Raw genomic sequence first — 25,618 nt, 5'->3', positions numbered from 1 at the left:
TCGCCAGCCGGGCCGCTTGCCGGGTTGTCATCCCGGACCTTGTCCCAGCATCGACACCAGCGACTGCTTCAGGCGCGGCGAAAAAATCGGCACCGTATGCGCTACGCCGCTGCGGTCGATGCCTTCTTTGAGTTCGACTGACTGCCCCAGAAAAATTTCCGGAGCGGCAGAAATTTCGTTGTACCGCGCCAGCAATTCATTGACCTGGGCCTGCGCGTCCGCCAGCGTGCTGCTATCCGCCAGCTTGCCGGCGGCATGGGTCTGCAAGATGCGATGCAGGTCGTCGATGAACAGCGCCAGGGCGGCCTGTCCGCGGCACTGGGGCTGTTCCCAGCCCCAGCCTTGCGGGCTGGCGCCAGCGGATTGTGATGCTTGTTTCTTCGTCATGTGCGCATCCTAATCCATTGGCGGCAAATACGCGACAGGCGAGAATGCGTCGCAAGTGTCACCGGCGCGTAAGGGTGGTGACGGTTTTTTGTCGGTGTTGTTACACGTGACCGGCTTGTGTCACCGAGGCGGCCTTTGAGGTATGCTGGGTTCGGTTTTTTCCATGCCCAGACAGGAGATGTTTATGAAGAACAAAGTCTTTCTCGTCATGATGCTATCGATTGCTGCGCTGACGGCGGGGTGCAACACCGTCGCCGGGGCCGGTAAAGATATTCAGCGGGGCGGAGAAAAGATCGAAGGGGCCGCGGAAAAGCGGTAGGGCATCAGGCCCTTTGCCGTCATGACGGCGCAAGGCCACGCAGGAAGTGCCGCACTTGGGCACTTTCGGCGTGGCCTTTTTGCAGCCGCTGGCATAATCGCGAAAGTCCGAATAGCAATGGCGGGAAGAATCATGCGCAAGTCTGTATGGGTGGCTGTCACGTTGGCGGCCACGTTGGCCGGATGCGCCAGCACCGGGGTCTACGAGTCGGAAACGGCAAAGAAGGAAACCTTCAGCGTCGACACCAATTATCAGGCGGCATTCCGCCGTGCCGGCGAATACGTGCGCGCGTGCCATACGCAGGTCAGCCATCCTTATGGCGTCTCTTATGCCTGGCGCCATAGCCTTGGCGAGAAGGGCGCGCCGGACGAAATCCAGCTTTACAAGGTCGGCCAGCCGGCAACCGTGCTCGAGCTGATTTCCGCGGAGGCCGATGGTCCCGCCACCTCCAAGGTGACCGTGACGGTGCTGGGCGAAGGGCGCTGGGACGAGGCCGAGATCGCGGCGGCGCGCAAGTCGATACAGAGCGCGACGCCGACGTGCCGTAGCGCGACCGGCGGCTAATACCATGGACGCCCGCGCCCAGCAGCTCCGCGCAAACGGCACGTCGTTCGCGCTGCTGGCCGGCGCGTTTCGTTTTCTGGGATGGTTGAATGGCGGTGCCGCCCTGATCCTGGTCGGGTTCACATTGGGCATCGTGGGGCCGGATATCGCCGCGCCCGATCTGCAGATTCCCCTGTTGTTTTTCCTGGCTGGCCTGGTGCTGGCAGGCCTGGGGGTGGCGTTTGCGTACCTGGCGCAGGTCAGCCTGTTGCGGCAAGGCTACAGCGGCCATCTGACGCGAGGCCACTGGCCCGCGCAATTGCTGGCGCTGATTTGCTTCGTGGCCAGCATGCTGGCTTTCTGCGCGGCGTGCTGGTTCGCGGCCGGACAGGCCGTGACGGCGACACCACAGGCGGCGGCCTACGCTCAGCGATAAAAGCGCGGGTAAACCCGTATGCGCAAAAATATTGGACTTGTGTAGATGGTCGGAATAATATGCGCACTGCGTATATAAATCCTCTTTTTGGGGCCCGTCATGAGCATCTCCCAGCAAGCCTTTCTGCGCGACGCCATGCGCCGCCTCAACCTCACCCGCGACGTGTTTGCCACGCGCATTGGCGTCAAGCGCCGGGCGCTTGATACCTGGCTTCTGCCTGAAGGTTCACAGGAATTCCGCGCCATGCCGGAAGTTGTGCAGCGCTTCGTCAGCGAAATCGTGCAAAACGGTGTGCTGCTGGAAAAATATACGCAAAGCGTACAAGACGGTCCCTTGCGTGATCGCATCGCCGTTGAAGGCAAGAACCAGCTTCTGTCGGTGGATCAGTTCACCCGCGACTCCGTCGAAGACCTGTTCCGCGTGGCCGACATGATGCAGCCCATCGCGCGCCGTCAGAAGGTCTCGCGCGTGCTGGAAGGCGCCGTGCTGGGCAACCTTTTCTTCGAGGCCAGCACCCGCACCCGCGTCAGCTTCGGTTCCGCCTTCTGCCGCCTGGGCGGCTCGGTGTGCGACACCACCGGTTTCACGTTCTCGTCGATGGCCAAGGGCGAGTCCATCTACGACACCAGCCGCGTCATGAGCGGCTATGTGGACGCGATGGTCATCCGCCACCCCGACCAAGGCTCGGTGGCGGAATTTGCGCGCGCCACGAACATTCCCGTGGTCAACGGCGGCGACGGCCCGGGCGAACACCCCAGCCAGGCGCTGCTGGACCTGTACACCATCCTGACCGAGTTCTCGCGCCTGGGTAAGTTGCTGGACGGCGCGCACATTGCGATGGTCGGCGACCTGAAATACGGCCGCACCGTGCATTCGCTCATCAAGCTGATGGCGCTGTACAAGAACGTGAAGTTCTCGCTGATCTCGCCCAAGGGCCTGGAGATGCCGACCTACATCGTCGAGCAGGCCAGCCGCAACGGCAACATCATCGAACAGAAGTCTTCGCTGGCCGAAGGCCTGGCCGGCGCCGACGTCATCTACGCGACGCGCGTTCAGAAGGAGCGCTTCGCCAACGAAGAGAACGAAGGCTACACGCCGGACTTCCAGGTCAACCGCGCCATCATCGACGCCTATTGCAGCCCCGAGACCATCGTGATGCACCCGCTGCCGCGCGACAGCCGCCCGGGCGCCAACGACCTCAGCGTGGACCTCAACCACGATCCGCGTCTGGCCATCTTCCGCCAGACCGATAACGGCATTCCCATCCGCATGGCGATCTTCGCCGTGCTGCTGGGGGTGGAAGGGCTGGTGCAGCATTCGCTGCGTGATGTGACGTGGCAGCATCCGTCGCATGTCGGTCCCGACGATTCGGTCTTCCACGGCCTGGATTGACGTCAACGGTTCTTGGCGGCGCCGCAAGCGCGGCCCCGCCGCGGTGAATTCAAGCATAATCCGCGCTGGTTTTTCGGGCGCGCGCCGCTGCCAGGCGCGCACGCCGTTCTTGGGCGGATGAGCTTATGTCTTCGAGCAGTACCGGTGTTCCTCCTGCAGCCACCGCAAAGGCGGCCCCCGCAAAGGCGGCCCCCGCAGAGGCGGCCCCCGCAAACGCGGCCGGCGGCCACGATTGCTACCTGAGCGCATCCAACGCGCAGGCCTGGGAGGCGGTCTATCAATCGGTCGACGCCGATACGCGCGGCAAGGTTGCGGCGGTAGTGTCGGACCACGCCACGCAGCTCGTCGACGCCTTCTATTCCACCTTGCTCGCCGATGCCGAGGCCGGCCCGCGGCTCTCGCATGAAATCGTGTCGACCCGCCTGCATCGCGGCATGACGCATTGGCTGAAGGGCCTGCTGTGTGTGCGCGACCAGGGCGACATCGACGTGCTGTTGGCCACGCAGAAAAAGGTCGGCGAGGTCCATGCGCGCGTCCACATTCCGATCCATCTGGTGATGGCAGGCGCCCGCATCCTGAAGAACGAGATTGCGCAGCGTCTGCGCGCAAGCGGTCTGGATGGCATGGCGACATCGGTGGCCACGCAATACGTCTGCAACCTGTTCGATCTGGCGATCGAGCAGATGAGCCGCGCGTTCATGCGCGACATCAACCGCGGCGCGCGCAACGACGAGGCCTATCGCCTCTTCGCGCTGGGGCAGAACATCTCGACCGAACGGGAGCGCCAACGCGCCGCGTTGCTGGAGTGGAGTCAGGCGGTGCTGATCGGCCTGCATTACCGGACGCCAGAGCAGGCGCTGCCGCGTCTGGCAGCCTCGGAGTTCGGTCTGTGGCTGCAGCACAAGGGCGCGGTGCTCTTTGAAAGCGCGCCGGCGCTACGCCAGATCACGGAGGCCGTGGCGCGCCTGGATGACACGGTGCTGCCGCGGATGATGCAAGGCAGCGGCCACGAACAGGAATCGCTGCCCGACCAGGTTCGTGAACTGCAAGAGCTGGTGGCGCGGATCAAGCATCTGCTCAACGGCCTGTTCGACATGGTGGCCGAGATCGAAAGCGGCAGCGATCCGCTCACCAACGTGCTGAACCGGCGATTCCTGCCGTCCGTCATCGGCCGTGAGATCTCGCTGGCCCAGCGTCAGCGGTCGAGTTTTTCGGTGCTGCTGCTGGATATCGATCACTTCAAGGCCATCAACGATGCGCATGGCCACGCGGGCGGTGACCAGATCCTGCGCCAGTTCGCCGAGGTCGTCCATCAGACCTGTCGTTCCAGCGACTTCGTGTTCCGTTATGGCGGCGAGGAATTTCTGGTCGTGCTGGTGGATACGGGACTCGGCGCCGCGCTGGCCGCTGCCGAAAAGCTCAACGCCGAGATCCGCCGGCACCGCTTCATGCTTGCCGAGGCGGGCGCGCTGCAGGTGACGGCCAGCATCGGCGTGGCGACCTTCGATGGCCATCCCGATTACGCGTATCTGATCGATCGCGCCGACAAGGCGTTGTACAAGGCCAAGCAGGCCGGCCGCGACCGCAGCGTCGAGGCATGAAAAAGGGCTGCTCCGTCAGGGGCAGCCCTTGTTGTCGATGCAGGTAAGAAGGCTTAGATCTTCTTTTCGCCGCCCAGCGCCTCGACCAGCTCGGCCATCATCTTGGCCAGCTCGCCGGTCATCAGCATCATGTCGGAATCGAACTTTTCGTCGTCATTCGCGGCGACGCCTTCGTTGCCTTCCTTCAGTACGTCCAGCGGCGCCACGCGCTTGACGTCCAGGCCTTCGGTCAGGACGAACGACACGCGGTCGGCCCAGGTCATGGCCAGGCGCGTGCACTGCTTGCCGGACTGGATGTGGCGGCGCACGTCGTCGGCGTCGATGGAGTGCTTGACGTAGCGAATGGCCGCGCCGCTTTCGCCGGACGAGCGCAGCTCGGTGTCCTGGTCGATGGTGAAGTTGCTGGGCGCTTCGTCCTCGGCCAGCCAGCCGGTCATGGCCGACGCTGGCGATTGGGCGACGTACAGGTTTTCCAGCGGGAAGGGATCGACGCACTTGGCCAGCAGGCCGATGACTTCGTCGGCCTTGGCCGACGCAGCCGCGTCAATGACGAGCCAGTTGTTCTTCGGGTCGATCCACACGCGCGTGTCGCGATAGACGCTGAAGGCGCGCGGCAGAAGCTCGTCGGTGACGCGCTCCTTGATTTCCTTCATCTGCTTGCGGCCCGGCTTGTACCCTTGCTGCTCTTCGATTTCCTGGGCGCGCGCCTTGGCGACCTGGTTGATTACGGTGCCCGGCAGAAGCTTCTTTTCGGCGCGCAGGCTGAGCAGGATCTGGCCATTGACTTCGTGGGCCAGACCGCCGTTCTCGCGCGGGGGCACCCAGCCCAGGCTTTGCATTTCGAGGTTGTTGCCGGACTGGTATGCATGCTTTGCCAGCGTGTCTTCAAGCTGATCGCCGGTCAGGGTCCAGGGCGAGGAGAGGCGGTAAATCTTGAGGTTCTTGAACCACATGAGCGTCGGCCAAAAGGGTTGATTCTATACGACACGGCGGCTTTGCCGAAGGGGCTGAGTACGCCCGCAACAGGCGACACGTTCTGTCACTGACAGCGATCAGCCTATCCGGTAATGTCCCGCGCACCAACGTGAGATTGGAGTAAATACATGAAAATCATTGGCGCGATCCTGATTGTCCTGGGCGTGGTTGCCTTGGCCTACAAGGGCTTCAGCTACAAGTCCGAGGAAACGGTCCTGCAGATCGGATCCGTGAAGGCCACCGCGGAAACCGAGAAGTCGGTTCCCATCCCGACGTGGGCAGGCATTGCCGCGATCGTGGCGGGTGTGGTCGCGATCGGCGTGGGCATGCGTCGTTGATCCGCGCCGGCCGCAAGGCCGGCCGTGTGCCATCGAAAGGCATGAAGAGGGCGGTCGCATTGCGGCCGCCCTTTGTCTTGGCGCGAGCGGTTGCACGATCCGCGGCCACAAAAAAAAGCGGCCCGGCTCAATAAAGAGTCGGGCCGGTACGGGAGCACACAATGCCGCGTCATAAAAGGCTCGCGGGGAACGCGGCATCGGTGTCAGAAGAGCAACCCTGCAATCGTCTGACAGGGGGATCAATCGTCAGGCAATCTTGCGCAAGGCCGTAATCTGAGCGCTCAGTCTACTGGCGCCGGTCTGACATGGTCCTGAAAGTGCGAATAAAAAAAAAGCTCCCATAAGGAGCTTTTGAAAGGCCGGGCAGGCGCAGCAGTCCCGCCCGGCGGGGGATGGTCTATCAGGCGTTGATGTCGTTGTCCTTGGATTCGCGCACGAACAGCGTGCCGATGACCAGGGTCATGACCGCGATGATGATCGGATACCACAGGCCGTCGTAGATGTTGCCGGTGGCAGCCACCACCGCGAACGCGACGGGAGGCAGGAAGCCGCCGAACCAGCCGTTGCCGATGTGGTAGGGCAGGCTCATCGACGTGTAGCGGATGCGCGTCGGGAACATTTCCACCAGCATGGCGGCGATCGGGCCGTACACCATGGTCACGTACAGCACCAGGATCGTCAGCAGCACCACAACCATCACGTTGTTGGTCTGGGCCGGATCGGCCTTGGCCGGGTAGCCGTGGCTGCGGATGGATGCGGTCAGCGTCTTGTCGAGTTCAGCAACCTTGGCCTTGAACTCGGCGGGCGCCAGCGAGCGGCCGTCGAACGAGGTGAACTCTTCGTTGCCGATCTTGACGCGGGCCACCGAACCGGCCGGAGCCGCTTCGTTGCGGTAGTTCACCGAGTTGCGGGCCATGAACGACTTGATCACGTCGCAAGAGCTGGTGAACGACGCGGTGCCCACGGGGTTGAACTGGAACGAGCAAGTGCTGGGGTCCGCGATCACGGTGACCGGAGCGGACGCCTGCGCCTTTTCCAACGCCGGGTTGGCGAAGTGCGTGAGGCCCTGGAAGATCGGGAAGTAGGTCGCGGCAGCGATCAGGCAGCCCGCCATGATGATGGGCTTGCGGCCGATCCTGTCGGACAGCGCGCCGAAGATCACGAAGAACGGCGTGCCCAGCAGCAGCGCGATGGCGATCAGGATGTTCGCGGTGTTGGCGTCGACCTTCAGCGTCTGCGTCAGGAAGAACAGGGCGTAGAACTGACCCGTGTACCAGACTACGGCCTGGCCGGCGGTCAAGCCCAGCAGCGCCAGGAGCACGACCTTCAGGTTCTTCCATTGGCCGAACGATTCGGCGATCGGCGCCTTCGAACCCTTGCCTTCTTCCTTCATGCGCTTGAAGGTGGGGGATTCGTTCAGCTGCAGCCGGATCCAGACCGAGATGCCCAGCAGCACGACCGAGATCAGGAACGGAATGCGCCAGCCCCAGGCCTTGAAGTCGTCTTCGCCCATGAACGTGCGGATGCCCAGGATGACCAGCAGCGACAGGAACAGCCCCAGCGTCGCGGTGGTTTGAATCCAGGACGTATAGAAGCCGCGGCGGCCGTGCGGGGCGTGTTCGGCAACATAGGTTGCCGCGCCGCCGTACTCGCCGCCGAGCGCCAGGCCTTGCAAGAGGCGCAGGACGATCAGGATGGCGGGAGCGGCCAGGCCGATGCTCGCGTAGCTGGGCAGGATGCCGACGAGGAACGTGGACAGGCCCATGATCACGATCGTGACCAGGAAGGTGTATTTACGTCCGACCAGGTCGCCCAGCCGGCCGAACACCAGCGCGCCGAACGGCCGCACCGCGAAACCGGCCGCGAAGGCCAGCAGCGCGAAGATGAAGCCCGCGGTCGGGTTCACGCCGGAGAAAAAGTGTTGGGCAATGATGGCTGCGAGCGAGCCGTACAGATAGAAGTCATACCACTCGAACACCGTGCCGAGTGAAGACGCGAAGATGACCTTGCGCTCCTCCTTGGTCATCGGACGCGGATCCGCGGATGGACCGCGGCCTGCCATGGTAGTTGTGCTCATGATGTCTCCTCGTTTTTTAGGCCGGCGGTTTTCCGCCGTGCTTGACCCTCCGTCGGCGAGACCGACATCGAGCTATCGCCACATTGGGGGCCGAGGCTGACGAGGTTCTGACGTGACCCTTACTTGAATCTTAAAATTGAAACAAACAGTAAACGCGCCGGGGAAGGCTAGGGATAGTCCTTAGCTGTCGGACGTCTCGGATGGCGGCGTGTAGAGGGGAAAAACGACACGGATGCGGGTGCCTGGCAAGTCGGAGTGTTCGGTGGGATGGTCGCCGATTTCGACGCTCGCCTGATGCTTCTGCGTGATTTCGCGCACGATGGCCAGGCCCAGGCCGCTGCCGTCGGATGACGTGCCCAGCACGCGGTAGAAGCGGTCGAACACGCGCTCGCGTTCGTCGGGCGCAATGCCCGGTCCGGAGTCCTCGACTTCCAGGATGCCTTGGCCGTCCGCTTGCAGCACGCGCACGGTGATATGGCCGCCGCGCGGGGTGTAGCGCAGCGCGTTGTCGACCAGGTTGTTCAGCAGCTCGGCCAGCAGCAGCGGATTGCCATTGATCTCGACAGGCGTGTCCGAGCCTTCGAACCCCAGATCTGTGCTGAGCGACAGCGCCAGCGGCACCCAGTGCATGGTCTGCTCGTAAGCGATGGCGTTGATGTCCGTGCGTGTCAGGCCGATCGCGCTGGGATTTTCAGCCCGGGCCAGCAGCAGCAACTGATTGACGAGCCGGGTTGCGCGCTCAGAACCGGTCACGAGCTGGCGCAGGCTGGATTGCATTTCCTCGGGACTGGCGTCCCGCAGCGCCAGTTCAGCCTGTGTGCGCAATCCCGCCAGGGGCGTCTTCAACTGGTGCGCCGCGTCGGCCACGAAACGGCGCTGCGCCTGCACGTTGGCGGACAGGCGGTCCAGCAGGTCGTTCATGGCCGCGACCAGCGGGGCAATCTCGGAAGGCGCGGCGCGTTCGTCGATGGGCGAGAGGTCGTCGGGCCGGCGTGCGCGCAGCCGCTGCTGCAGCGCATTCAACGGCGCCACGCCGCGCGACAGGCCGAACCAGACGAGCAGCACGGCGATGGGCAGCACCACGAACTGCGGAATGATCACGCCCTTGATGATGTCGTTGGCGAGCTGCGTGCGCTTTTCCACGGTCTCGGCCACGATGAACAGCGCGGGCTGCGTGCCGGGCAGGTGCAGGTCCACCCAGGCGAAGGCCAGCCGGATGCCAAAGCCGCGCAGCGTGTCGTCTTCGTACTGGACTTCGCCGGGGCGGGGCTGGCCCACGGTCGTCGGCAGCGGCAGCGCGCGGTCGCCGCCCAGGTATTCGCCGCGGCTGCCCAGCGCCAGCCAGAACACGCTGTCGGTCTCGTCGGCGCGCAGCACGTCGCGGGCGGCATCGGTCATCTTCAGCACCGCGCGGCCATCCTGCGCGTGAACCTGGCGCGTCAGCACGTGCAGGTTGTTGGCCAGAGCCCGGTCGTACGGCACGTTGGCGATGTTCTGCGCCACCACGTAGGTGATGGCGACACTCATGGGCCACAAAAGGAACAGCGGCGCCAGCATCCAGTCCAGGATCTCGCCCAGCAGCGACCGTTGCGGCGGCGCGAAACTCGGGCCCTTGGACCCGGCTTGCATGATGTCCAGGGCTTCCTGGTTGAGCGGCTCTGGAGCGGGCTCAGCTTGCGAGGTACGCCGCACCCTGGTCCCGCTCAAGACAGTAGCCCAGGCCGCGCACGGTGACGATCTTCACGCCGCTGGGCTCGAGCTTTTTGCGCAGGCGATGCACATAGACCTCGATGGCGTTGGTGCTGACTTCCTCGCCCCATTCGCACAGGTGGTCCACGAGCTGGGTCTTGCTGACCATGCGGCCGCTGCGCGTCAGCAGGATCTCGAGCAGGCTGACCTCACGCGCCGACAGATCCAGCGTCTGGTCGTCGACGATGGCGACGCGGCCGGTCTGGTCAAAGAGCAGCTTGCCATGCTTGAGCATGGTGCCGCCGCCTCCCGCGCCGCGTCGCGTCAACGCCCGCACGCGGGCTTCGAGCTCTGACAGCGCGAATGGCTTGGCCATATAGTCGTCGGCGCCCAGGTCCAGGCCCTTGACGCGCTGTTCGATGCTGTCGGCGGCGGTCAGGATGAGGACGGGCAGGGCGGAATTGCGGGCGCGCAGGCGGCGCAGCACTTCAAGTCCGGCCAGTTGCGGCAGGCCGAGGTCCAGGATGAGCAGGTCGAAAGCCTGGGCGGCCAGCGCGGAATCGGCGGAAAGACCATCGCGCACGGCATCCACGGCATAGCCGTTGTGGCGCAACGAGCGGGACAGGCCGTCGGCCAGGATGCTGTCGTCTTCGGCGATCAGGATACGCATGGGCTGCTGCTAGGAAGAAACACCGCGGCCCGGGGGCGGAAAAAGGGCAAAATACCGGGATCGCTCCGGATTCTGTCACACGCCGCCGGGCTTGCCACTCAGGGTATACGTGCAAAGAACTGGCACACTGGTTATTTGTCCAGTACAATCCGATGCCATAATCTGAACCTTATTGCCAGACCCGCAGTTTTCCGACTTCCAGATACGTTACAGACAGGACTCCTCATGGACGACAAAACCACCAAGGCCGCCGCTTCGGAAAAAGCCAAGGCGCTTGCCGCCGCACTTTCGCAGATCGAAAAGCAGTTCGGCAAGGGCTCGATCATGCGCTACGGCGACAACGAGGTCTCGCACGACATCCAGGTGGTTTCCACGGGCTCGCTCGGTCTGGACATCGCGCTGGGCGTCGGCGGCTTGCCGCGCGGCCGCGTCGTTGAAATCTACGGTCCGGAATCGTCGGGCAAGACCACGCTCACGCTGCAGGTCGTCGCCGAAATGCAAAAGCTGGGCGGCACCTGCGCCTTCGTCGACGCCGAACACGCCCTGGATGTCCAGTACGCCTCCAAGCTGGGCGTCAATCTGTCCGACCTGCTGATCTCGCAACCGGACACGGGCGAACAGGCACTGGAAATCACCGACGCGCTGGTGCGCTCGGGCTCGGTCGACCTGATCGTCGTCGACTCGGTGGCCGCGCTGGTTCCCAAGGCTGAAATCGAAGGCGAAATGGGCGATTCGCTGCCCGGCCTGCAGGCCCGCCTGATGAGCCAGGCCCTGCGCAAGCTGACCGCCACCATCAAGAAGACCAACTGCATGGTCATCTTCATCAACCAGATCCGCATGAAGATCGGCGTCATGTTCGGCAACCCCGAAACCACCACCGGCGGCAATGCGCTCAAGTTCTACGCATCCGTGCGTCTGGACATCCGCCGCATTGGCTCCATCAAGAAGGGCGACGAGGTCGTCGGCAACGAAACCCGCGTCAAGGTCGTCAAGAACAAGGTGGCGCCGCCGTTCAAGCAGGCTGAGTTCGACATCATGTACGGCGCGGGCATCTCGCGCGAAGGCGAAATCATCGACCTGGGCGTGGCCGCCAACGTCGTCGACAAGTCGGGCGCCTGGTACAGCTACAACGGCAACCGCATTGGCCAGGGCAAGGACAACGTCCGCGAATACCTGAAAGAACACAAGGACATGGCCATCGAGATCGAAAACCGCGTCCGCGAAAACCAGGGCATTGTCAGCCGCGCCGCTGAATTCGTGCCCACGGCGGAAGACACCGCCGAGTAATCTCGGGCATCCGACTGGGCTCGCCGCGGTTCGGGCTAGCCCCTTCGCCGGCCCGTCTGGGCTGGGAAACGCGGCAGGCGCCACTTGGGCCTGCCGTTTTTTTCTTGGGCCTGCCGTTTTTCCCTTGGGCCTGCCGTTTTGTTTAGCAAGCAGGAAAGCGCATGAGCTGGAAATCGACTCCCGCATCTGCCGAGCGCCAACGCGCCAGGTTGGACGACGAATTCGAAACGGTCGCCAAGCCGCAAGGCTTGCGGCGCACGTCCGATGCGCGGGTGGCCCGCGAGGCCGCGGCGCCTGACGATTCGGCCGATGGCGTCGAACCCGCCGGCCTGTGGCAGCGCAGTTCCGAGCAACGTAGTTCCGCTCAACGCGGCGCCGCGCGCGGCCGGCGCGCCGACCCTGCCGACAGCGCTGGCGAGGCAACCACGTCTGATGGCAAGCCGGCCCGCAAGGGGCCGTCGCTGAAGATGCGGGCAGTGGGGTATCTATCGCGGCGCGAACACGCGCGCGAAGAACTGGCGCGCAAGCTGGCCGCTTATGCCGAAGACGCAGCCGAAGTCGAATCCGTGCTCGACGCGCTCGAGAAAGAGGGCTGGCTGTCCACCGAGCGCTTCGCCCAAAGCCTGGTCCATCGACGCGCCTCACGGCAGGGTGCGGCGCGCATCGTGCAGGAACTGCGCCAGCACGGCGTGGACGACAATCAGGTGGCGGAATTGCGCGACCAGCTTCGCGCCACCGAATACGACCGGGCGCTTGAGGTCTGGAAAAAGCGCTTCAGCGCCAAGCCCGAAGATCGCACCGTCTATGCAAAGCAGGCGCGCTTTCTGGCCAGCCGCGGTTTCGCGCACGACGTCATCCGGCGCATCCTGGGCGAGGGCGACGAAGACTGACGCGGGGAGCGGCGGGCGTTGTTCCCGCGGGCGTCGGCCCAGCCGGCGCCGCTGCAGTCGCCGCTGTCCCTTACGTGATCACTTCGCCGACTTGATGCCCGACAGCGTCTTGAAGCAGACGTCGCGGGTAATGGTCAGAAATTCATCGATGTAAGAGGCGTCCGTGTCTTCGCTGCGCACCGTCGCATACAGCGTGCGCCACACGCCTTGCGGGCCCAGGCGGCAAAGCCGCAGCCATCCCTGATTCATGTATTCCGTCAGCGCCCAATTGGGCAGGGCTGCCACGCCGCGATTGCTCGCCACCAGTTGCGCAATGATCGGCGTCAGCTCGGCCTTGCGGATGGCGGCCGGCTCCACGTCCGCCGGGTCCAGGAAGGCGGTAAAGACGTCCAGGCGCTGCTTGTCCACCGGATAGGTGATCAGCGTCTGGTCCGCCAACTGCTCCGGCATGACGAATTTGTTGCCGGCAAGCGGGTTGGATTCGGACACGGCCAGCACCAGTTCATATTTGAATAGCGGCAGGTAGTCCACTGCGTCCAGCGGCTGCGGGTCCGACGTGATGACCAGGTCCAGGTCGCCGCGCACCAGCGCGGGCAGGGGGGCGAAGGAGAACGCCGCGGACAGGTCCAGCGCCACATCCGGCCATTGCACGCGGAAGGCGTCCAGCGCCGGCATCAGCCACTGAAAGCAGGAATGGCAGTCGATCGCCAGGTGCAGCCGGCCGGTGCGTCCTGCAGCCAGGCGCTGCAAATCGCGCTCCGTGGCGCGGATGCGCGGCAAGACCTCGTCGGCCAGCGCCAGTACCCGCAAGCCCGCCGTCGTCAGCCGGGCCGGCCGCGTGCGGCGATTCAACAGGGGCGTACCCAGCCGGGTTTCCAGGTCCCGCAATTGATGCGACAGCGCCGATTGAGTCAGGTGCAGGCGCTCTGCAGCTTCCTGCAGGCTGCCGCCGTCACGGATGGCGGTCAGTGTTTCAAGGTGGCGAATTTCCAGCATCGGGGCGGCTTCATACAAGACGAAACTACAAGGGCATCCCGGCGACGAATCTAGCTTCCCGGGACCAAGCCGACATTCTATGAGGTTTCTTCATCTTATGAATGTAGACATTGATTTTGATTCATTTTGATTTGGCGTCAGAATGCTCGTCACTTGAACAAATTTTGTGGGATGGCGAGTTCACATGACTACGATTCATAATTTGGGATTCCCCCGCATTGGCGCCCAACGCGAGCTCAAGCGGGCCGTTGAAGGCTATTGGGCCGGCAAGCAAACCGCCGCAGCATTGGAGGAAACGGGCCGCGAACTGCGCGCCCGCCATTGGCGCCTTCAGGCGGCGGCGGGCGTCAAGCTTGTGCCCGTGGGCGATTTCGCGTGGTACGACCAGATCCTCGAATGGACGACCCTGCTCGGCGCGGTGCCCGCGCGCTTCGGTCAGAAGGACAATGAGCCGGTCTCGCTGGACACGCTCTTTCGCATGGGCCGCGGACGCGCGCCGTCGGGCAAGCCCGCCGCCGCCTGCGAAATGACGAAGTGGTTCGATACCAACTACCACTACATCGTCCCCGAGCTGGTGCCCGGCCAGACCTTCCGCGTTGCCCGCGACACCCTGTTTGAACAGGTCAAGGAAGCGCAGGTGCTGGGTCTGCAGGTCAAGCCGGTCATTCCCGGCCCGCTGACCTGGCTGTTCCTGGGCAAGGGCGACGCATTCTCCGGCGGCCCCGCCGATGCCGGCAAACTGCAGCTTCTGACGGCGCTGCTGCCGGTCTACCAGGACGTGTTGGCGCGCTTTGCCAAGCTGGGCGTCGAGTGGGTGCAGATCGACGAGCCCATCCTGGCGCTCGATCTGCCGCAAGCCTGGCGCGACGCGTTCAAACAGGTTTACGAAACGCTGTCCGCCAACCCGGTCAAGCTGCTCGTCGCGACCTACTTCGATGGTCTGAAGGACAACCTGCCGACGGCGCAGGCCTTGCCGGTGGCCGGTTTGCACGTGGATCTGGTGCGCGCGCCGGAGCAGCTGGCCGCGGTGGTCGCCGGCCTGAATGACGGGCAGGTGCTGTCCGCGGGCATCATCAATGGCCGCAACATCTGGCGCACCGACCTGGACGCTGCCATCGCCACGCTGGCTCCGGTCGCGCGCCAATTGGGCGACCGCCTGTGGCTGGCGCCGTCGTGCTCGCTGCTGCACGTGCCGGTCGACCTGGAAAGCGAAACGGATCTGGACGCCGAACTCAAGAGCTGGCTGTCCTTTGCCGCCCAGAAGCTGGATGAGCTGAGCCTGCTGGGCCGCGCGCTCGACAGCGCCACGGACCCGACGGTGCAGGATGGGCTGGCCGCGCAACGCGCTGCACTGGCCGCGCGACGCGCTTCGGCGCGCATCCACAATCCGGCCGTGGCCCAGCGCATGGCTGCCGCCCCGGGCGTGTCGCGCGACCGAGCGCCGTTCGCCGGCCGCATCGCGCGCCAACAGCAGCAGCTGGGGCTGCCTGCCTATCCCACCACGACCATCGGCTCGTTCCCGCAAACCACCGAAATCCGCGCGCTGCGCCGCGACTGGAAGGCCGGCGCCCTGACGGATTCCGCGTACGAAGCCGCCATCCGCAAGGAGATCGAGGAAGTCATCCGCTTCCAGGAAAAGGTGGGCCTGGACGTACTGGTGCACGGCGAGCCCGAGCGCAACGACATGGTGGAGTATTTTGGCGAGCTGCTGGCCGGCTTCGCCTTCACGAAGAACGGCTGGGTGCAGAGCTACGGCTCGCGCTGCGTGAAACCGCCGATCATCTTCGGCGACGTGGCGCGCCCCGCGCCCATGACGGTCGGCTGGTCGTCCTACGCGCAGTCGCTGACCGATAAGCCGGTCAAGGGCATGCTGACGGGCCCGGTCACCATCCTGCAATGGTCGTTCGTGCGCGATGACCAGCCGCGCGAACAGACCTGCCGCCAGCTTGCGCTGGCCCTGCGCGACGAGGTCGTGGACCTGGAAGCGGCCGGCATCAACGTCATCCAGATCGACGAGCCCGCCATCCGCGAAGGCCTGCCGCTGCGCCGCGCCGACTGGCAGGCGTACCTGGACTGGGCCGTGGACTGCTTCCGCCTGTCGACCGCCGGCGTGCGCGACGAGACGCAGATCCACACCCATATGTGCTATTCGGAGTTCAACGACATCATCGAATCCATCGCGGCCATGGACGCTGACGTGATCACGATCGAAACGTCGCGGTCCAATATGGAACTGCTCAAGGCGTTCGAGGATTTCCGTTACCCGAACGACATCGGCCCCGGTGTGTACGACATCCACTCGCCCAACGTGCCCGAGGTGGACTGGATGGTGGACCTGATGAACAAGGCTGCCGCCCGCCTGCCCAAGGAGCGCCTGTGGGTGAACCCCGATTGCGGCCTGAAGACGCGTGCCTGGCCGGAAACCGAGGCGGCACTGATCGGCATGGTCCACGCGGCCCGCGCGCTGCGCTGCGCGGCCTGAAGCCATGGGCCAGCCCCGGCGCGCGGGCGCCGGGCGCCGCATTCCCCCGCCCGGCCGTGCTCCCTTGCGCGCGCCGGGTTTTTTGCGATCCACCGACGGTGAATCCAGGGCCGATCTGGCGACGGCCCAACGCGAGTGGCCGCCGCCGCGCATGCCAGCGTGTGGGATAGCGGGCCATCCCCCGGCCAATTAATACGATTGCGGCAGGCCGCCTGCGCTATACTTTGAAGGTTTTGTTGCCGCGCACCATTACGCGCTGGCCGTCTCTGCCCCGCAGGCCCCACGCATGCCCTTGCCACCGCCGGATTGTCCTCGTCAGCCGCTGCATACGCGTTCCATACGTGTGCAGTCGTACGCGCGCGACGACGGCAACTGGGACCTGGAAGCCGAGCTTATCGACGTCAAGGCGTACGATTTTCCCAAGCGCGACGGCGAGATGTTCAAGGCGGGGCAACCCATCCACCATATGCACCTGCGCATCACCATCGACGAACAATTCTCGATCGTGGCGGCTCAGGCCGTCTATGACGCGGCGCCTTACGGCGAGCATTGCAAGGCCATCGAGCCGGCGTACACTGACCTGATCGGCATGAACCTGCTCAAGGGGTTCCGTCGCCAGGTCAAAGAGCGGTTCGGGCATGTGGAAGGCTGTACGCACATGACCGAACTGTCGCAGGTGCTTCCCACCGCGGCGGTCCAGACGATGGCCAACCGCCGGCGGCAGGAACCCAACCCGAACCGGCGTCCATTCCAACTGGACGGCTGCCATGCGCTCAGCACTGGCGGCCCTGTGGTGGCTGAGCATTATCCCGAGTGGTACACCGGGGGTAGCGCTGAGGCATCGGCCGAGTCGTCCTCCGATTCACCTTCTTTTTCTCATACGTCCTGACAGGTAACACATGAAAATCCACGAGTATCAAGGCAAGGAACTGCTGAAGCAATTTGGCGTCCCCGTGCCGCGCGGGATCCCCGCTCTTTCCGTCGACGAGGCCGTGGCTGCCGCTGAAAAGCTGGGTGGACCGGTTTGGGTCGTCAAGGCACAAATCCACGCGGGTGGCCGCGGCAAGGGCGGCGGCGTCAAGCTGGCCCGCTCGCTGGACGACGTCCGCAAGCTGGCCTCCGAAATCCTGGGCATGCAGCTCATCACGCACCAGACCGGCCCCGAAGGCCAGAAGGTCCGCCGCCTGTACATCGAAGACGGCGCCGACATCCAGAAGGAATACTACGTGTCGCTGGTCACCGACCGCGCCACGCAGAATGTCGCCTTCATCGCTTCCAGCGAAGGCGGCATGGACATCGAGGAAGTGGCTCACTCCACGCCCGAAAAGATCATCACCGAATACATCGACCCGCTGACCGGCCTGTCCGCCGAGCAAGCCACCAAGATCGCCAACGCGATCGGCCTGCCCGCCGACTCGACCGCCCAGGCCGTTGACGTGTTCCAGAAGCTCTACAAGTGCTACATGGACACCGACGCCTCCCTGGTCGAAATCAACCCCCTGAACCGCGACAGCAAGGGCAACATCATCGCCCTGGACGCCAAGTTCAACTTCGACTCCAACGCCCTGTTCCGTCACCCGGAAATCGTCGCCTACCGCGACCTGGACGAAGAAGATCCCGCTGAAATCGAAGCCAGCAAGTTCGACCTGGCCTACATCCAGCTCGACGGCAACATCGGCTGCCTGGTGAACGGCGCCGGCCTGGCCATGGCCACGATGGACACCATCAAGCTGTTCGGCGGCGAGCCGGCCAACTTCCTGGACGTCGGTGGCGGCGCCACGGCCGAGAAGGTCACCGAAGCCTTCAAGATCATGCTGGCCAACAAGAGCGTCAAGGCCATCCTGGTCAACATCTTCGGCGGCATCATGCGCTGCGACGTCATCGCCGAAGGCGTGATCGCTGCTTGCAAGGCCGTCAACCTGAACGTGCCGCTGGTCGTCCGCATGAAGGGCACCAACGAAGAGCTCGGCAAGAAGATGCTGGCTGAATCGGGTCTGCCCATCATCAGCGCCGACACGATGGCCGAAGCTGCCACCCGCGTCGTAGCCGCCGTCAAGTAAAGAGAAAATCAAGGATTCACAATGTCGATTCTGATCAACAAGGACACCAAGGTCATCACCCAGGGCATCACGGGCAAGACGGGCCAGTTCCACACCCGCATGTGCCGTGAGTACGCCAATGGCAAGGCCGCCTTCGTGGCCGGCGTGAACCCCAAGAAGGCTGGTGAAGACTTCGAAGGCGTGCCGATCTTCGCATCGGTCAAGGACGCCAAGGCTGACACCGGCGCCACCGTGTCGGTCATCTACGTGCCGCCCGCCGGCGCCGCTGCCGCCATCTGGGAAGCCGTCGAAGCCGAGCTGGAACTGGTCATCTGCATCACCGAAGGCATCCCGGTCCGCGACATGCTCGAAGTCAAGAACCGCATGAAGGCCAAGGGCAGCAAGACGCTGCTGCTGGGCCCGAACTGCCCCGGCCTGATCACCCCGGACGAAATCAAGATCGGCATCATGCCCGGTCACATCCACCGCAAGGGCCGCATCGGCATCGTCAGCCGTTCGGGCACCCTGACGTACGAAGCCGTGGCGCAAGTCACCGAACTGGGCCTGGGCCAATCCAGCGCTGTCGGTATCGGTGGCGACCCCATCAACGGCCTGAAGCACGTCGACGTGCTCAAGCTGTTCAATGACGATCCCGACACCGACGCCGTCATCATGATCGGCGAAATCGGCGGTCCGGACGAAGTGAACGCCGCGCAGTGGGCCAAGGACAACATGAAGAAGCCGGTCGTCGGCTTCATCGCTGGCGTCACCGCCCCTCCCGGAAAGCGCATGGGCCACGCCGGCGCGCTGATCTCCGGCGGCGCCGACACGGCCGACGCCAAGCTGGAAGTCATGGAAGCCTGCGGCATCCGCACCACGCGCAACCCCTCCGAAATGGGCAAGCTGCTCAAGTCGGTGCTGTAAGTCTCAGCATTGCGCAATAAAAAGCCCGCTTCGGCGGGCTTTTTTTCGTCCATCTTTTTGGTGATTTCTTAGGGTAATCCCGCGTCCAGGAAGCGGTCGGGGCAATCATACGGAAAGCTGAACGAAACTATAATGAAAGAAATTTTGCGCGTACCAGCAAGAATGCCGTCGGGCTCGCACCAAGACGGTCAGTACGTTTCTCCGTTCAAATTCATCCATTAATTTGGTTTTGTCCTAGGGGGATCACACCTAGGAAAGAGAGGCATGGAACTCAGTTCAGCGGCATTCTGGATCGCGTTGCTCCAGATCATTTGGGTCAACATTCTGCTATCAGGCGACAACGCCGTGGTTATTGCGCTGGCGGCGCGTTCACTGCCTCCGGCACAACAGAAAAAAGCGATCGTGGTCGGTTCCGCCGCTGCGATCATCATGCGTATCGTGCTGACGCTCGTGGCGGCCAAGTTGTTGCTGCTGCCGTGGCTCAAGCTGATCGGCGCACTGCTTCTGGTCTACATCGGCGTTACGCTGCTGCTGCCGGAAGGCGAAGAAGACGGCGCCGGCAAGACGCAGGGCAATCTTTTCACCGCCATCCGCACCATCATGATCGCCGACCTGGTCATGAGCCTGGACAACGTGGTGGCCGTCGCCGCCGCGGCAATGGGCGATACGACGTTGCTGGTGCTCGGCCTGGCCATCAGTATTCCCCTGGTCATCTTTGGCAGCACGCTGCTCCTGAAGGTCATCGAACGTTTCCCGCTCATCGTCTGGGTCGGCGCGGCGCTGTTGGGCTTCATCGCGGGCGAACTGCTGGTGGGCGATCCGGCTTTGCAAGAGCCCGTTGCGCGTATTGACGCCGCGCTGGGTGTGACGCAGCATAGCTTCGCGCTGATGTCGGGCGCACTCGGTGCAGTGCTGGTGCTGCTGATTGGTAAAGTTTTACTGATGCGCCAGAAAGCTGACTGAAAGCTGAACTACAATAATATGTTTTTCTAAATAAACCTGCCGCGCGAAGGCGCGCGGCAGGGCGGCCGGGCCGGGACCGGCCATTCTTTTCATAAATGCCTTCGGGGGTTCAAAGTGCTTGAGTTTTTTCAGACGCTGAGTTGGGCAGCGGTATTCCAAATCATCCTTATCGACATCCTGCTCGGCGGCGATAACGCTGTCGTGATCGCGCTGGCGTGTCGCAACCTGGCGCCCAAGCAACGGATGCAAGGCATTTTGTGGGGCACCGCAGGGGCAATCATTCTGCGCGTCGTGCTGATCGCCTTCGCAATGCAGCTTCTGAACATCCCGTTCCTGAAGGTCGTGGGCGCGCTGCTGCTCGTCTGGATCGGCGTCAAGCTTCTGGTTCCCGAAGACGATGCGCATGGCGACATCAAGGGCGGCACATCCATCGTCGCGGCCATCAAGACCATCATCATCGCTGACTTCGTGATGAGCCTGGACAACGTGATCGCCATCGCCGGCGCCGCGCAGAATGCGCATGCCGACCATCAGCTGGGTCTGGTCATCTTCGGCCTGGTCGTCAGTGTGCCGATCATCATCTGGGGCAGCACGCTGGTGCTCAAGCTCATTGACCGCTATCCGCTGGTCGTCACCTTCGGCGCGGGCCTGTTGGGCTGGATCGCTGGTGGCATGCTGGTCACCGACGTTATTGTCGAGCGTCAATTTGGCGTTCAGCCGACTACGGTTAAAATCGCCGCTGAAATTATTGGCGCCTTGCTCGTTGTTGTCCTTGGACGGTGGCTTGCAAGCCGCAAGAACGCTTCCAAGGAATCAGCACATGAGTCTGCGTAGATCCACCGATCCCCAGCAATCCGAATCGGGCCTGAGCCTTCTTCAGGGTCTGTTCGTGCTGGCCATCCTCGGCGTAGTCGCGACGATCATCGTCTCCAACTTCGTTTGATGGCATCACGTGTCTCTGCCGCAACGTCTGGTCATTGCGACCCGCGCCAGCCGGCTTGCCCTGTGGCAAGCCGAGCATGTGCGCGATCGGCTGCGCACGCTGTACCCAGCGTGCGCAGTTGAACTTCTTACCCTGACGACCCGAGGCGACCAGATCCTCGACCGCACGCTGTCCAAGGTGGGCGGCAAGGGTCTGTTCGTCAAGGAACTCGAAAACGCGCTGCTCGACGGGCGCGCCGATCTCGCCGTCCACTCCCTCAAGGACGTGCCGGTGGATCTGCAAGCCCCGTTCGAGCTTTGCGCCGTCCTCGATCGCGCGGATCCGCGCGATGCCTTCGTGTCCAACCGGTATGCCTCGCTGGCGGACTTGCCCGCAGGCGCCGTGGTCGGCACGTCTAGTCTGCGCCGCGAATCCCAGATCCGTGCCCGGTTTCCCGCCCTGGTGGTCAAGCCCCTGCGCGGCAACCTGGATACGCGCCTCGGCAAGCTCGACAAAGGCGACTACGCCGCTATCGTGCTGGCGGCGGCGGGTCTGGAACGTCTTGGCATGGGCGAGCGCATTCGCAGCCTGCTCGACCCGGCCGACAGCCTGCCGGCCGCAGGGCAGGGCGCTCTCGGCATTGAAATCCGCGACGATCGCGACAACATGCGTGCGTGGCTCGCGCCGCTGGTCAGCGCAGATACCACCGCCTGCGTGCTCGCGGAGCGCGCTGTGTCTCGCAAGCTGGGCGGCTCCTGCCAGGTTCCTCTGGCCGCGTTTGCCCAGATCGCCGGCGACACACTGTCGCTGCGCGCGCTGGTCGCGTCGCCCGACGGCACCCGCATCGTTCACGCCACGCACACCGGTCCGGTGGATCAGGCCGAAGCCATCGGCGAAGCCGCCGCCTCCGAATTGCTGGACGCGGGCGCCGCGGCGATCCTCCGCGAACTCCTGCACAACGAGCCGCACTGATGGATCCGGCGTTTGCAGCCGCCGAAGGGCCGCGCATCGCCATCCTGACGCGGCCCGCGGGGCGCAACGAAGCGCTGGCTGGCCGCCTGCAGGGCGCCGGTTGGCAGCCTTGCATCCTGCCCGCGCTTGAAATCCATCCCATCTCCGTCGCATCCGAAGACCTGCCCCGGCCTTCGGCGTTCGACCTCGTCGTGTTCGTCAGCGGCAATGCGGCCCGCCAGTACCTGAACCAGCTTTCCCAGGCTGAAGGCGCCGCCGATTGGCCCGCGGGCGTGGCCGCGGCCACGGTCGGGCCCGCCAGCGCACAGGCGCTGCGCGAGACGGGCTTTTTTGGCGCGAATACAACAGTTCTGCATCCGGACGAGTCCGCACCCACCCACGATTCCGAGGCGCTGTGGCGAGTGCTCGAGGCCCAGCCTACGCTGCCCGCGCGCGTGCTGGTGGTGCGTGGCACCCAGGGACGCGATTGGCTCGGCGACAAACTCGAGGCCCATGGCGTCCACGTAACGCGTCACGCCGCCTACCAGCGGCGCGCGGCTGACTGGACCTCTGACCAGCTTGGCGCACTGCGGCGCTGGGCCGAAGCGGACGTCTCTGCCACTTGGCTGCTCACCAGCGGGGAGGGCGCAGACGCCGTCCAGAATCAGCTTCACGCAGCAGGTCTGACTGACTGGTGGCTGCGCTGCCGCTTTGTGATCACGCACCCCTCGCTGGTGCGCCGCCTGCCACCGTCCTGTCATGGCGCGTCCGGAGCGGCGATGGTAAAAATCTGCGTGCCGAACGACGAGTCGATATTCCAGGCTTTTGTTGCTGCTTGATTCGTTGGTTCGGACTGACACCGAATACAATCGCGTCATGACAGATAAGACTCCCGCTACCGATTCGGCCGTTCATCCGGCCGCCCCGGACGCAAGTGCGTCCGCATCGGCCCCGGCCGACTCCGTCAAGGCCCGTCCGGCCAAGCGCGGCAGTGGCCCCTTGGTCACCGCCCTGATAATCGTCATCCTGCTGGCCGTTGGCCTGGGTTATGCGCTGTGGAAGCAACGCACCCAGTTCGTCTCCGCCGGCCGCGAAGTCGCAACGCGCCTGGATACGCTCGGCGCCGACGTCGCGCAAGCCCGCAAGGACACCCGCGAAGCCCTCGCTCTGGCGCAGGCGCAGTCGGGCCGCGTCGCCGAACTCGAAGACACGCTGCGCGAGACGCAAAGCCAGTACAACGCCCTGCAGCAGGCTTGGCAGAACTTCAACGACAGCGCCAGCGACGAACTGCTGGCCAACGACGTCGAGCGTCTGCTGACGATCGCCAACCAGCAATTGCGTCTGGCGGGCAATGTCTCCAACGCGATCGTTGCGCTGGAAACCGCCCAATCGCGCCTTGCGCGCGCCGACCGTCCGCGTTTCTCCAGCCTGCAGCAATCCATCAACGGCGACCTGGACCGCCTGCGCGCCGTGTCCACCGTCGATATCCCCGCCCAGTCGGGCCGCATCGAGCGCCTGGTCGCGCTGATCGGCAAGGCGCCGCTGCTGGTGCCGGACACCGTGTCGCCCGGCGTGGCGCCGGTAGGCCAGGCCCAGCCTCCCGCGCCGGCCCCCGTCGTTGATCCGCAGGCAGGGCTCCCCGCCGACGCGCCCTGGTGGCAGCGCTGGCGCGCCGAAGTCGCCTCGTGGCCTGGCCGCGCGGGCTCCGCGCTGGCCCATGAACTTGGCGGACTCATCACCATCCAGCGCGTGGATGAACCCGCCGCGCTGTTGTTGTCGCCCGAGCAAGCCGATCAGGTGCGCGGCACGCTGCGCCAGCGGCTGCTGACGGCGCAATTGGCAATGCTGATGCGCCAGCCGTCCGTCTGGAAGAGCGAGCTCGATAACGTCGGTTCGACGCTGTCCAAATACTTCGATGGCCGTTCGCCCGACACCGTCGCCGCGCAAACCCTCGCGCGCGAGCTGGCCCAGACCGACATCGCCGTGCGCATGCCGGACGTGGCGGACAGCCTGAATGCCGTCGCGGCCTTGCGCGCCGCGGGCTTCAAGACCAGCGAGCAGGACTGAGCTCATGCGTACCTGGTTCTGGACCCTGCTGCTCGCCGTCGTCGCCGTCGCCTTGGCGGTGGTTCTGCGCTCGCATTCGGGCAACGTGCTGCTTCTGGTGTGGCCGTGGCGCATCGAGATGTCGCTGACGCTCGCCGTCCTGCTCATCGTCGCGACGTTCATCATCCTGTATGTCGGCCTGCGCCTGCTGGCATGGCTGCTCGCCATTCCCGATCGCGTCCGGGCCTGGCGCGGCAAGCGTGCCCAGGCGCGCGACCATGAATTGCTGGAACGTGGCTGGATTGGTCTTCTCGAAGGCCGCTATTCCCATGCCGAAAAAGACCTGACGAAGCTTCTGGACCAGACCAAGGTCCGTACGCGCCGCGTCCTGGCCGCGCTGTCGGCCGCCCGTGCCGCGCATGGCCTCGGTGAATTCGACCGGCGCGATCGCCTGCTTGCCAACGCGCAGGAACAGGCCGGCACGGATCCCGGCCTGCTTGAAGCCACGGCCACGGTTTCCGCCGATATGCTGCTGGATCAGGGCCGCGCCGAGCGGGCCTTGACCGTGCTGGGGCCACTGGCCGACGGTGGCGCGCGCCATCTGCACACCATGCGCCTGCTGCTGCGCGCACATACGGCCTTGAATCACCAGGAGCAGGTATTCACGCTGGCGCGCGGTCTTCTGCGCCGCAATGCATTGGGCCGCCCTGAAGCCGACGTGCTGATCGACGCGGCCGGCGCCGCGCGCCTGCGGGCTGCGGCAGGCCAGGATGCCTGGCGCCCCATCTGGAAGGACCTCAAGGCCGAAGAGCGCCTGCTGCCTGAAATCGCCCTGGCGGGCGCGGCGGCCTTCGAAGCCGCTGGCGAACCCAACGAAGCCGCCCGTGTGCTGGAGTCGGCCATCGCCGTCAAGTTCAATCCCGCCCTGGTGGCGGCCTACGCCCGCTGCGACGCCGAACACGTGTCGCGCCGCCTGGCCAAGGCCGAAACCTGGCTGCATCAACGTCCTACCGATCCCGACCTGCTGACTGCGCTGGGCATGCTGTGCCTGAACGGCCAGCTTTGGGGCCAGGCCGAACGCTATCTGCTGCGCAGCCTCGCGCGACGCAGCGATGCGCAAACGCATGCATTGCTGGGCAGTCTCTACGATCGCCTGGATCGCCCGGTCGACGCCGTGCGCCACTGGCGCCTGGCGACGGCCGCCAGCATGGCTCTGCCCGTGCTGGCCTCGGATGCAGCGCTTCCCGCCGCGGACACCGGTTCGGATCCCTACCGCGTGGACGCCGAAGGCGGCTATGCCGTCGGCCTGTCGGACACCGACAGCGACACGGACGTCGGCGGCGATTACCCGGCCTTGCCCGCTGGTGCCGCGGCAGCGCCCGTCGCCGCGTCGGCCTCGGACTACGTGTTGGACCCGGACGCGCGCGTCAGCAAGGCACAGCACGACCGCGCCCTTGCACCCGAAGATGCGCCGCTGGCACGCGGCACGTCCGACATTGATGAATACTTCGACAGCGCGCCGATCCCGGCTGCCGCTTTCGACGAGCCGGTGCCCACGTACGCACCGATGCCTGCGCCTGCGGCGCCCGCCGCCAAGCCGGCGCCGCCCGCGGCGCCCGTGCCGACCACCAAGCCGCCGTTCAAGGACGACGGCTCGATTTGAATATCTTTTCAGACAAACAAGGTTGAAC

At 64.6% G+C, this 25,618-nt stretch carries 25 protein-coding genes; 19 read left to right on the top strand and 6 right to left on the bottom strand.

Translation table 11 applies throughout. From position 1 onward, the window contains the following. Positions 1-27: 27 nt before the first annotated feature. Positions 28-387 (bottom strand): hypothetical protein, encoded by a 360-nt coding sequence (locus B2W22_RS17875; RefSeq protein ID WP_175124645.1) that lies wholly within the window; start codon positions 385-387, stop codon positions 28-30. 184 nt (positions 388-571) lie between these two features. On the opposite strand from B2W22_RS17875, the gene B2W22_RS17870 reads away from it, so the two are divergent. The 5 genes from B2W22_RS17870 (at position 572) to B2W22_RS17850 (ending at position 4,678) form a co-directional block, all read left to right on the top strand. After that, on the top strand, positions 572-706 hold the full coding sequence (locus B2W22_RS17870; protein WP_105241420.1) for an entericidin A/B family lipoprotein: 135 nt from the start codon (positions 572-574) through the stop codon (positions 704-706). Positions 707-838: 132 nt separating this feature from the next. Next, positions 839-1,270: a BPTD_2524 family lipoprotein gene (locus B2W22_RS17865; protein ID WP_175124644.1), complete on the top strand. Its 432-nt coding sequence runs from the start codon at positions 839-841 to the stop codon at positions 1,268-1,270. 4 nt (positions 1,271-1,274) lie between these two features. Further along, entirely contained in the window at positions 1,275-1,685 is a 411-nt protein-coding gene (locus tag B2W22_RS17860; RefSeq protein WP_175124643.1) for a hypothetical protein, read from the top strand. A gap of 99 nt (positions 1,686-1,784) precedes the next feature. After that, a complete protein-coding gene (locus tag B2W22_RS17855) occupies positions 1,785-3,077 on the top strand; it encodes an aspartate carbamoyltransferase (RefSeq protein WP_056322519.1) in 1,293 nt (430 codons plus the stop codon). 125 nt (positions 3,078-3,202) lie between these two features. Continuing rightward, positions 3,203-4,678 (top strand): diguanylate cyclase, encoded by a 1,476-nt coding sequence (locus tag B2W22_RS17850; RefSeq protein ID WP_175138782.1) that lies wholly within the window; start codon positions 3,203-3,205, stop codon positions 4,676-4,678. A 53-nt stretch (positions 4,679-4,731) separates the two neighbouring features. On the opposite strand, the gene B2W22_RS17845 is transcribed toward B2W22_RS17850, so the two are convergent. Beyond that, positions 4,732-5,631, bottom strand: a complete 900-nt coding sequence (locus tag B2W22_RS17845) for a recombination-associated protein RdgC (RefSeq protein WP_056567374.1) — start codon at positions 5,629-5,631, stop codon at positions 4,732-4,734. 150 nt (positions 5,632-5,781) lie between these two features. Here B2W22_RS17845 and B2W22_RS17840 point away from each other — a divergent pair, with 150 nt between their 5' ends. Further along, the gene (locus B2W22_RS17840) at positions 5,782-5,991 is read left to right on the top strand and encodes a hypothetical protein (RefSeq protein WP_056322527.1); all 210 of its coding nucleotides are present in this window, start codon (positions 5,782-5,784) and stop codon (positions 5,989-5,991) included. 400 nt (positions 5,992-6,391) lie between these two features. Here B2W22_RS17840 and B2W22_RS17835 read toward each other — a convergent pair whose 3' ends face one another. The 3 genes from B2W22_RS17835 to B2W22_RS17825 all read right to left on the bottom strand — a co-directional run bounded on the left by B2W22_RS17835 (position 6,392) and on the right by B2W22_RS17825 (position 10,427). Then, the gene (locus B2W22_RS17835) at positions 6,392-8,053 is read right to left on the bottom strand and encodes an MFS transporter (protein ID WP_414631984.1); all 1,662 of its coding nucleotides are present in this window, start codon (positions 8,051-8,053) and stop codon (positions 6,392-6,394) included. 195 nt (positions 8,054-8,248) lie between these two features. Then, positions 8,249-9,625 carry a sensor histidine kinase gene (locus tag B2W22_RS17830; protein ID WP_286939210.1) on the bottom strand — a complete coding sequence of 459 codons (1,377 nt, stop codon included), beginning with the start codon at positions 9,623-9,625 and terminating at the stop codon, positions 8,249-8,251. 112 nt (positions 9,626-9,737) lie between these two features. Beyond that, entirely contained in the window at positions 9,738-10,427 is a 690-nt protein-coding gene (locus B2W22_RS17825) for a response regulator transcription factor (RefSeq protein WP_175124640.1), read from the bottom strand. Between the two features lie 225 nt (positions 10,428-10,652). Between B2W22_RS17825 and recA the strand changes: the two genes are divergently transcribed. After that, positions 10,653-11,714: a recombinase RecA gene (recA, locus tag B2W22_RS17820; protein WP_175124639.1), complete on the top strand. Its 1,062-nt coding sequence runs from the start codon at positions 10,653-10,655 to the stop codon at positions 11,712-11,714. 161 nt (positions 11,715-11,875) lie between these two features. Further along, positions 11,876-12,604, top strand: a complete 729-nt coding sequence (gene recX, locus B2W22_RS17815) for a recombination regulator RecX (RefSeq protein WP_286939025.1) — start codon at positions 11,876-11,878, stop codon at positions 12,602-12,604. 78 nt (positions 12,605-12,682) lie between these two features. Here the strand turns inward: recX and B2W22_RS17810 are convergent, their stop codons facing one another. After that, a complete protein-coding gene (locus B2W22_RS17810; protein WP_175138779.1) occupies positions 12,683-13,600 on the bottom strand; it encodes a LysR family transcriptional regulator in 918 nt (305 codons plus the stop codon). Positions 13,601-13,784: 184 nt separating this feature from the next. Between B2W22_RS17810 and metE the strand changes: the two genes are divergently transcribed. The 11 genes from metE to B2W22_RS17755 all read left to right on the top strand — a co-directional run bounded on the left by metE (position 13,785) and on the right by B2W22_RS17755 (position 25,590). Further along, a complete protein-coding gene (metE, locus tag B2W22_RS17805; RefSeq protein ID WP_286939022.1) occupies positions 13,785-16,082 on the top strand; it encodes a 5-methyltetrahydropteroyltriglutamate--homocysteine S-methyltransferase in 2,298 nt (765 codons plus the stop codon). Between the two features lie 286 nt (positions 16,083-16,368). Beyond that, positions 16,369-16,971: a DUF2889 domain-containing protein gene (locus tag B2W22_RS17800; RefSeq protein WP_175124635.1), complete on the top strand. Its 603-nt coding sequence runs from the start codon at positions 16,369-16,371 to the stop codon at positions 16,969-16,971. A gap of 10 nt (positions 16,972-16,981) precedes the next feature. Beyond that, entirely contained in the window at positions 16,982-18,142 is a 1,161-nt protein-coding gene (gene sucC / locus B2W22_RS17795; protein WP_056567354.1) for an ADP-forming succinate--CoA ligase subunit beta, read from the top strand. Positions 18,143-18,163: 21 nt separating this feature from the next. Further along, the gene (gene sucD, locus B2W22_RS17790; RefSeq protein WP_056567350.1) at positions 18,164-19,045 is read left to right on the top strand and encodes a succinate--CoA ligase subunit alpha; all 882 of its coding nucleotides are present in this window, start codon (positions 18,164-18,166) and stop codon (positions 19,043-19,045) included. A gap of 264 nt (positions 19,046-19,309) precedes the next feature. Continuing rightward, a complete protein-coding gene (locus tag B2W22_RS17785; RefSeq protein WP_105238013.1) occupies positions 19,310-20,008 on the top strand; it encodes a TerC family protein in 699 nt (232 codons plus the stop codon). A gap of 114 nt (positions 20,009-20,122) precedes the next feature. Beyond that, positions 20,123-20,842 (top strand): TerC family protein, encoded by a 720-nt coding sequence (locus tag B2W22_RS17780; RefSeq protein WP_056322555.1) that lies wholly within the window; start codon positions 20,123-20,125, stop codon positions 20,840-20,842. Further along, a complete protein-coding gene (locus B2W22_RS17775; RefSeq protein ID WP_255357201.1) occupies positions 20,829-20,951 on the top strand; it encodes a hypothetical protein in 123 nt (40 codons plus the stop codon). The genes B2W22_RS17780 and B2W22_RS17775 overlap by 14 nt, the downstream gene beginning before the upstream one ends. Positions 20,952-20,960: 9 nt before the next feature. Continuing rightward, entirely contained in the window at positions 20,961-21,902 is a 942-nt protein-coding gene (gene hemC, locus B2W22_RS17770; RefSeq protein WP_286939019.1) for a hydroxymethylbilane synthase, read from the top strand. After that, on the top strand, positions 21,902-22,720 hold the full coding sequence (locus B2W22_RS17765) for a uroporphyrinogen-III synthase (RefSeq protein ID WP_175124633.1): 819 nt from the start codon (positions 21,902-21,904) through the stop codon (positions 22,718-22,720). The genes hemC and B2W22_RS17765 overlap by 1 nt, the downstream gene beginning before the upstream one ends. A gap of 37 nt (positions 22,721-22,757) precedes the next feature. Continuing rightward, positions 22,758-23,948, top strand: a complete 1,191-nt coding sequence (locus tag B2W22_RS17760) for a uroporphyrinogen-III C-methyltransferase (RefSeq protein ID WP_175124632.1) — start codon at positions 22,758-22,760, stop codon at positions 23,946-23,948. Between the two features lie 4 nt (positions 23,949-23,952). Then, the gene (locus tag B2W22_RS17755; RefSeq protein WP_175124631.1) at positions 23,953-25,590 is read left to right on the top strand and encodes a heme biosynthesis HemY N-terminal domain-containing protein; all 1,638 of its coding nucleotides are present in this window, start codon (positions 23,953-23,955) and stop codon (positions 25,588-25,590) included. The last annotated feature ends 28 nt before the right edge of the window (positions 25,591-25,618 follow it).

The sequence above is a fragment of the Achromobacter sp. UBA4530 genome, assembly GCF_002388205.1.
GTDB classification, from domain to species: domain Bacteria; phylum Pseudomonadota; class Gammaproteobacteria; order Burkholderiales; family Burkholderiaceae_B; genus Achromobacter; species Achromobacter animicus.
Note: the sequence above shows the minus strand (reverse complement) of the source record. Positions and strands in the feature narration are given on the sequence as shown.

Bases quoted from the DNA above. Each gene is read 5' to 3' on its own strand.
- B2W22_RS17875 (WP_175124645.1), bottom strand. From the start codon at position 387: ATGACGAAGAAACAAGCATCACAATCCGCTGGCGCCAGCCCGCAAGGC.
- B2W22_RS17870 (WP_105241420.1), top strand. From the start codon at position 572: ATGAAGAACAAAGTCTTTCTCGTCATGATGCTATCGATTGCTGCGCTG.
- B2W22_RS17865 (WP_175124644.1), top strand. From the start codon at position 839: ATGCGCAAGTCTGTATGGGTGGCTGTCACGTTGGCGGCCACGTTGGCC.
- B2W22_RS17860 (WP_175124643.1), top strand. From the start codon at position 1,275: ATGGACGCCCGCGCCCAGCAGCTCCGCGCAAACGGCACGTCGTTCGCG.
- B2W22_RS17855 (WP_056322519.1), top strand. From the start codon at position 1,785: ATGAGCATCTCCCAGCAAGCCTTTCTGCGCGACGCCATGCGCCGCCTC.
- B2W22_RS17850 (WP_175138782.1), top strand. From the start codon at position 3,203: ATGTCTTCGAGCAGTACCGGTGTTCCTCCTGCAGCCACCGCAAAGGCG.
- B2W22_RS17845 (WP_056567374.1), bottom strand. From the start codon at position 5,631: ATGTGGTTCAAGAACCTCAAGATTTACCGCCTCTCCTCGCCCTGGACC.
- B2W22_RS17840 (WP_056322527.1), top strand. From the start codon at position 5,782: ATGAAAATCATTGGCGCGATCCTGATTGTCCTGGGCGTGGTTGCCTTG.
- B2W22_RS17835 (WP_414631984.1), bottom strand. From the start codon at position 8,053: ATGGCAGGCCGCGGTCCATCCGCGGATCCGCGTCCGATGACCAAGGAG.
- B2W22_RS17830 (WP_286939210.1), bottom strand. From the start codon at position 9,625: ATGCTGGCGCCGCTGTTCCTTTTGTGGCCCATGAGTGTCGCCATCACC.
- B2W22_RS17825 (WP_175124640.1), bottom strand. From the start codon at position 10,427: ATGCGTATCCTGATCGCCGAAGACGACAGCATCCTGGCCGACGGCCTG.
- recA (WP_175124639.1), top strand. From the start codon at position 10,653: ATGGACGACAAAACCACCAAGGCCGCCGCTTCGGAAAAAGCCAAGGCG.
- recX (WP_286939025.1), top strand. From the start codon at position 11,876: ATGAGCTGGAAATCGACTCCCGCATCTGCCGAGCGCCAACGCGCCAGG.
- B2W22_RS17810 (WP_175138779.1), bottom strand. From the start codon at position 13,600: ATGCTGGAAATTCGCCACCTTGAAACACTGACCGCCATCCGTGACGGC.
- metE (WP_286939022.1), top strand. From the start codon at position 13,785: ATGACTACGATTCATAATTTGGGATTCCCCCGCATTGGCGCCCAACGC.
- B2W22_RS17800 (WP_175124635.1), top strand. From the start codon at position 16,369: ATGCCCTTGCCACCGCCGGATTGTCCTCGTCAGCCGCTGCATACGCGT.
- sucC (WP_056567354.1), top strand. From the start codon at position 16,982: ATGAAAATCCACGAGTATCAAGGCAAGGAACTGCTGAAGCAATTTGGC.
- sucD (WP_056567350.1), top strand. From the start codon at position 18,164: ATGTCGATTCTGATCAACAAGGACACCAAGGTCATCACCCAGGGCATC.
- B2W22_RS17785 (WP_105238013.1), top strand. From the start codon at position 19,310: ATGGAACTCAGTTCAGCGGCATTCTGGATCGCGTTGCTCCAGATCATT.
- B2W22_RS17775 (WP_255357201.1), top strand. From the start codon at position 20,829: ATGAGTCTGCGTAGATCCACCGATCCCCAGCAATCCGAATCGGGCCTG.
- B2W22_RS17765 (WP_175124633.1), top strand. From the start codon at position 21,902: ATGGATCCGGCGTTTGCAGCCGCCGAAGGGCCGCGCATCGCCATCCTG.
- B2W22_RS17760 (WP_175124632.1), top strand. From the start codon at position 22,758: ATGACAGATAAGACTCCCGCTACCGATTCGGCCGTTCATCCGGCCGCC.
- B2W22_RS17755 (WP_175124631.1), top strand. From the start codon at position 23,953: ATGCGTACCTGGTTCTGGACCCTGCTGCTCGCCGTCGTCGCCGTCGCC.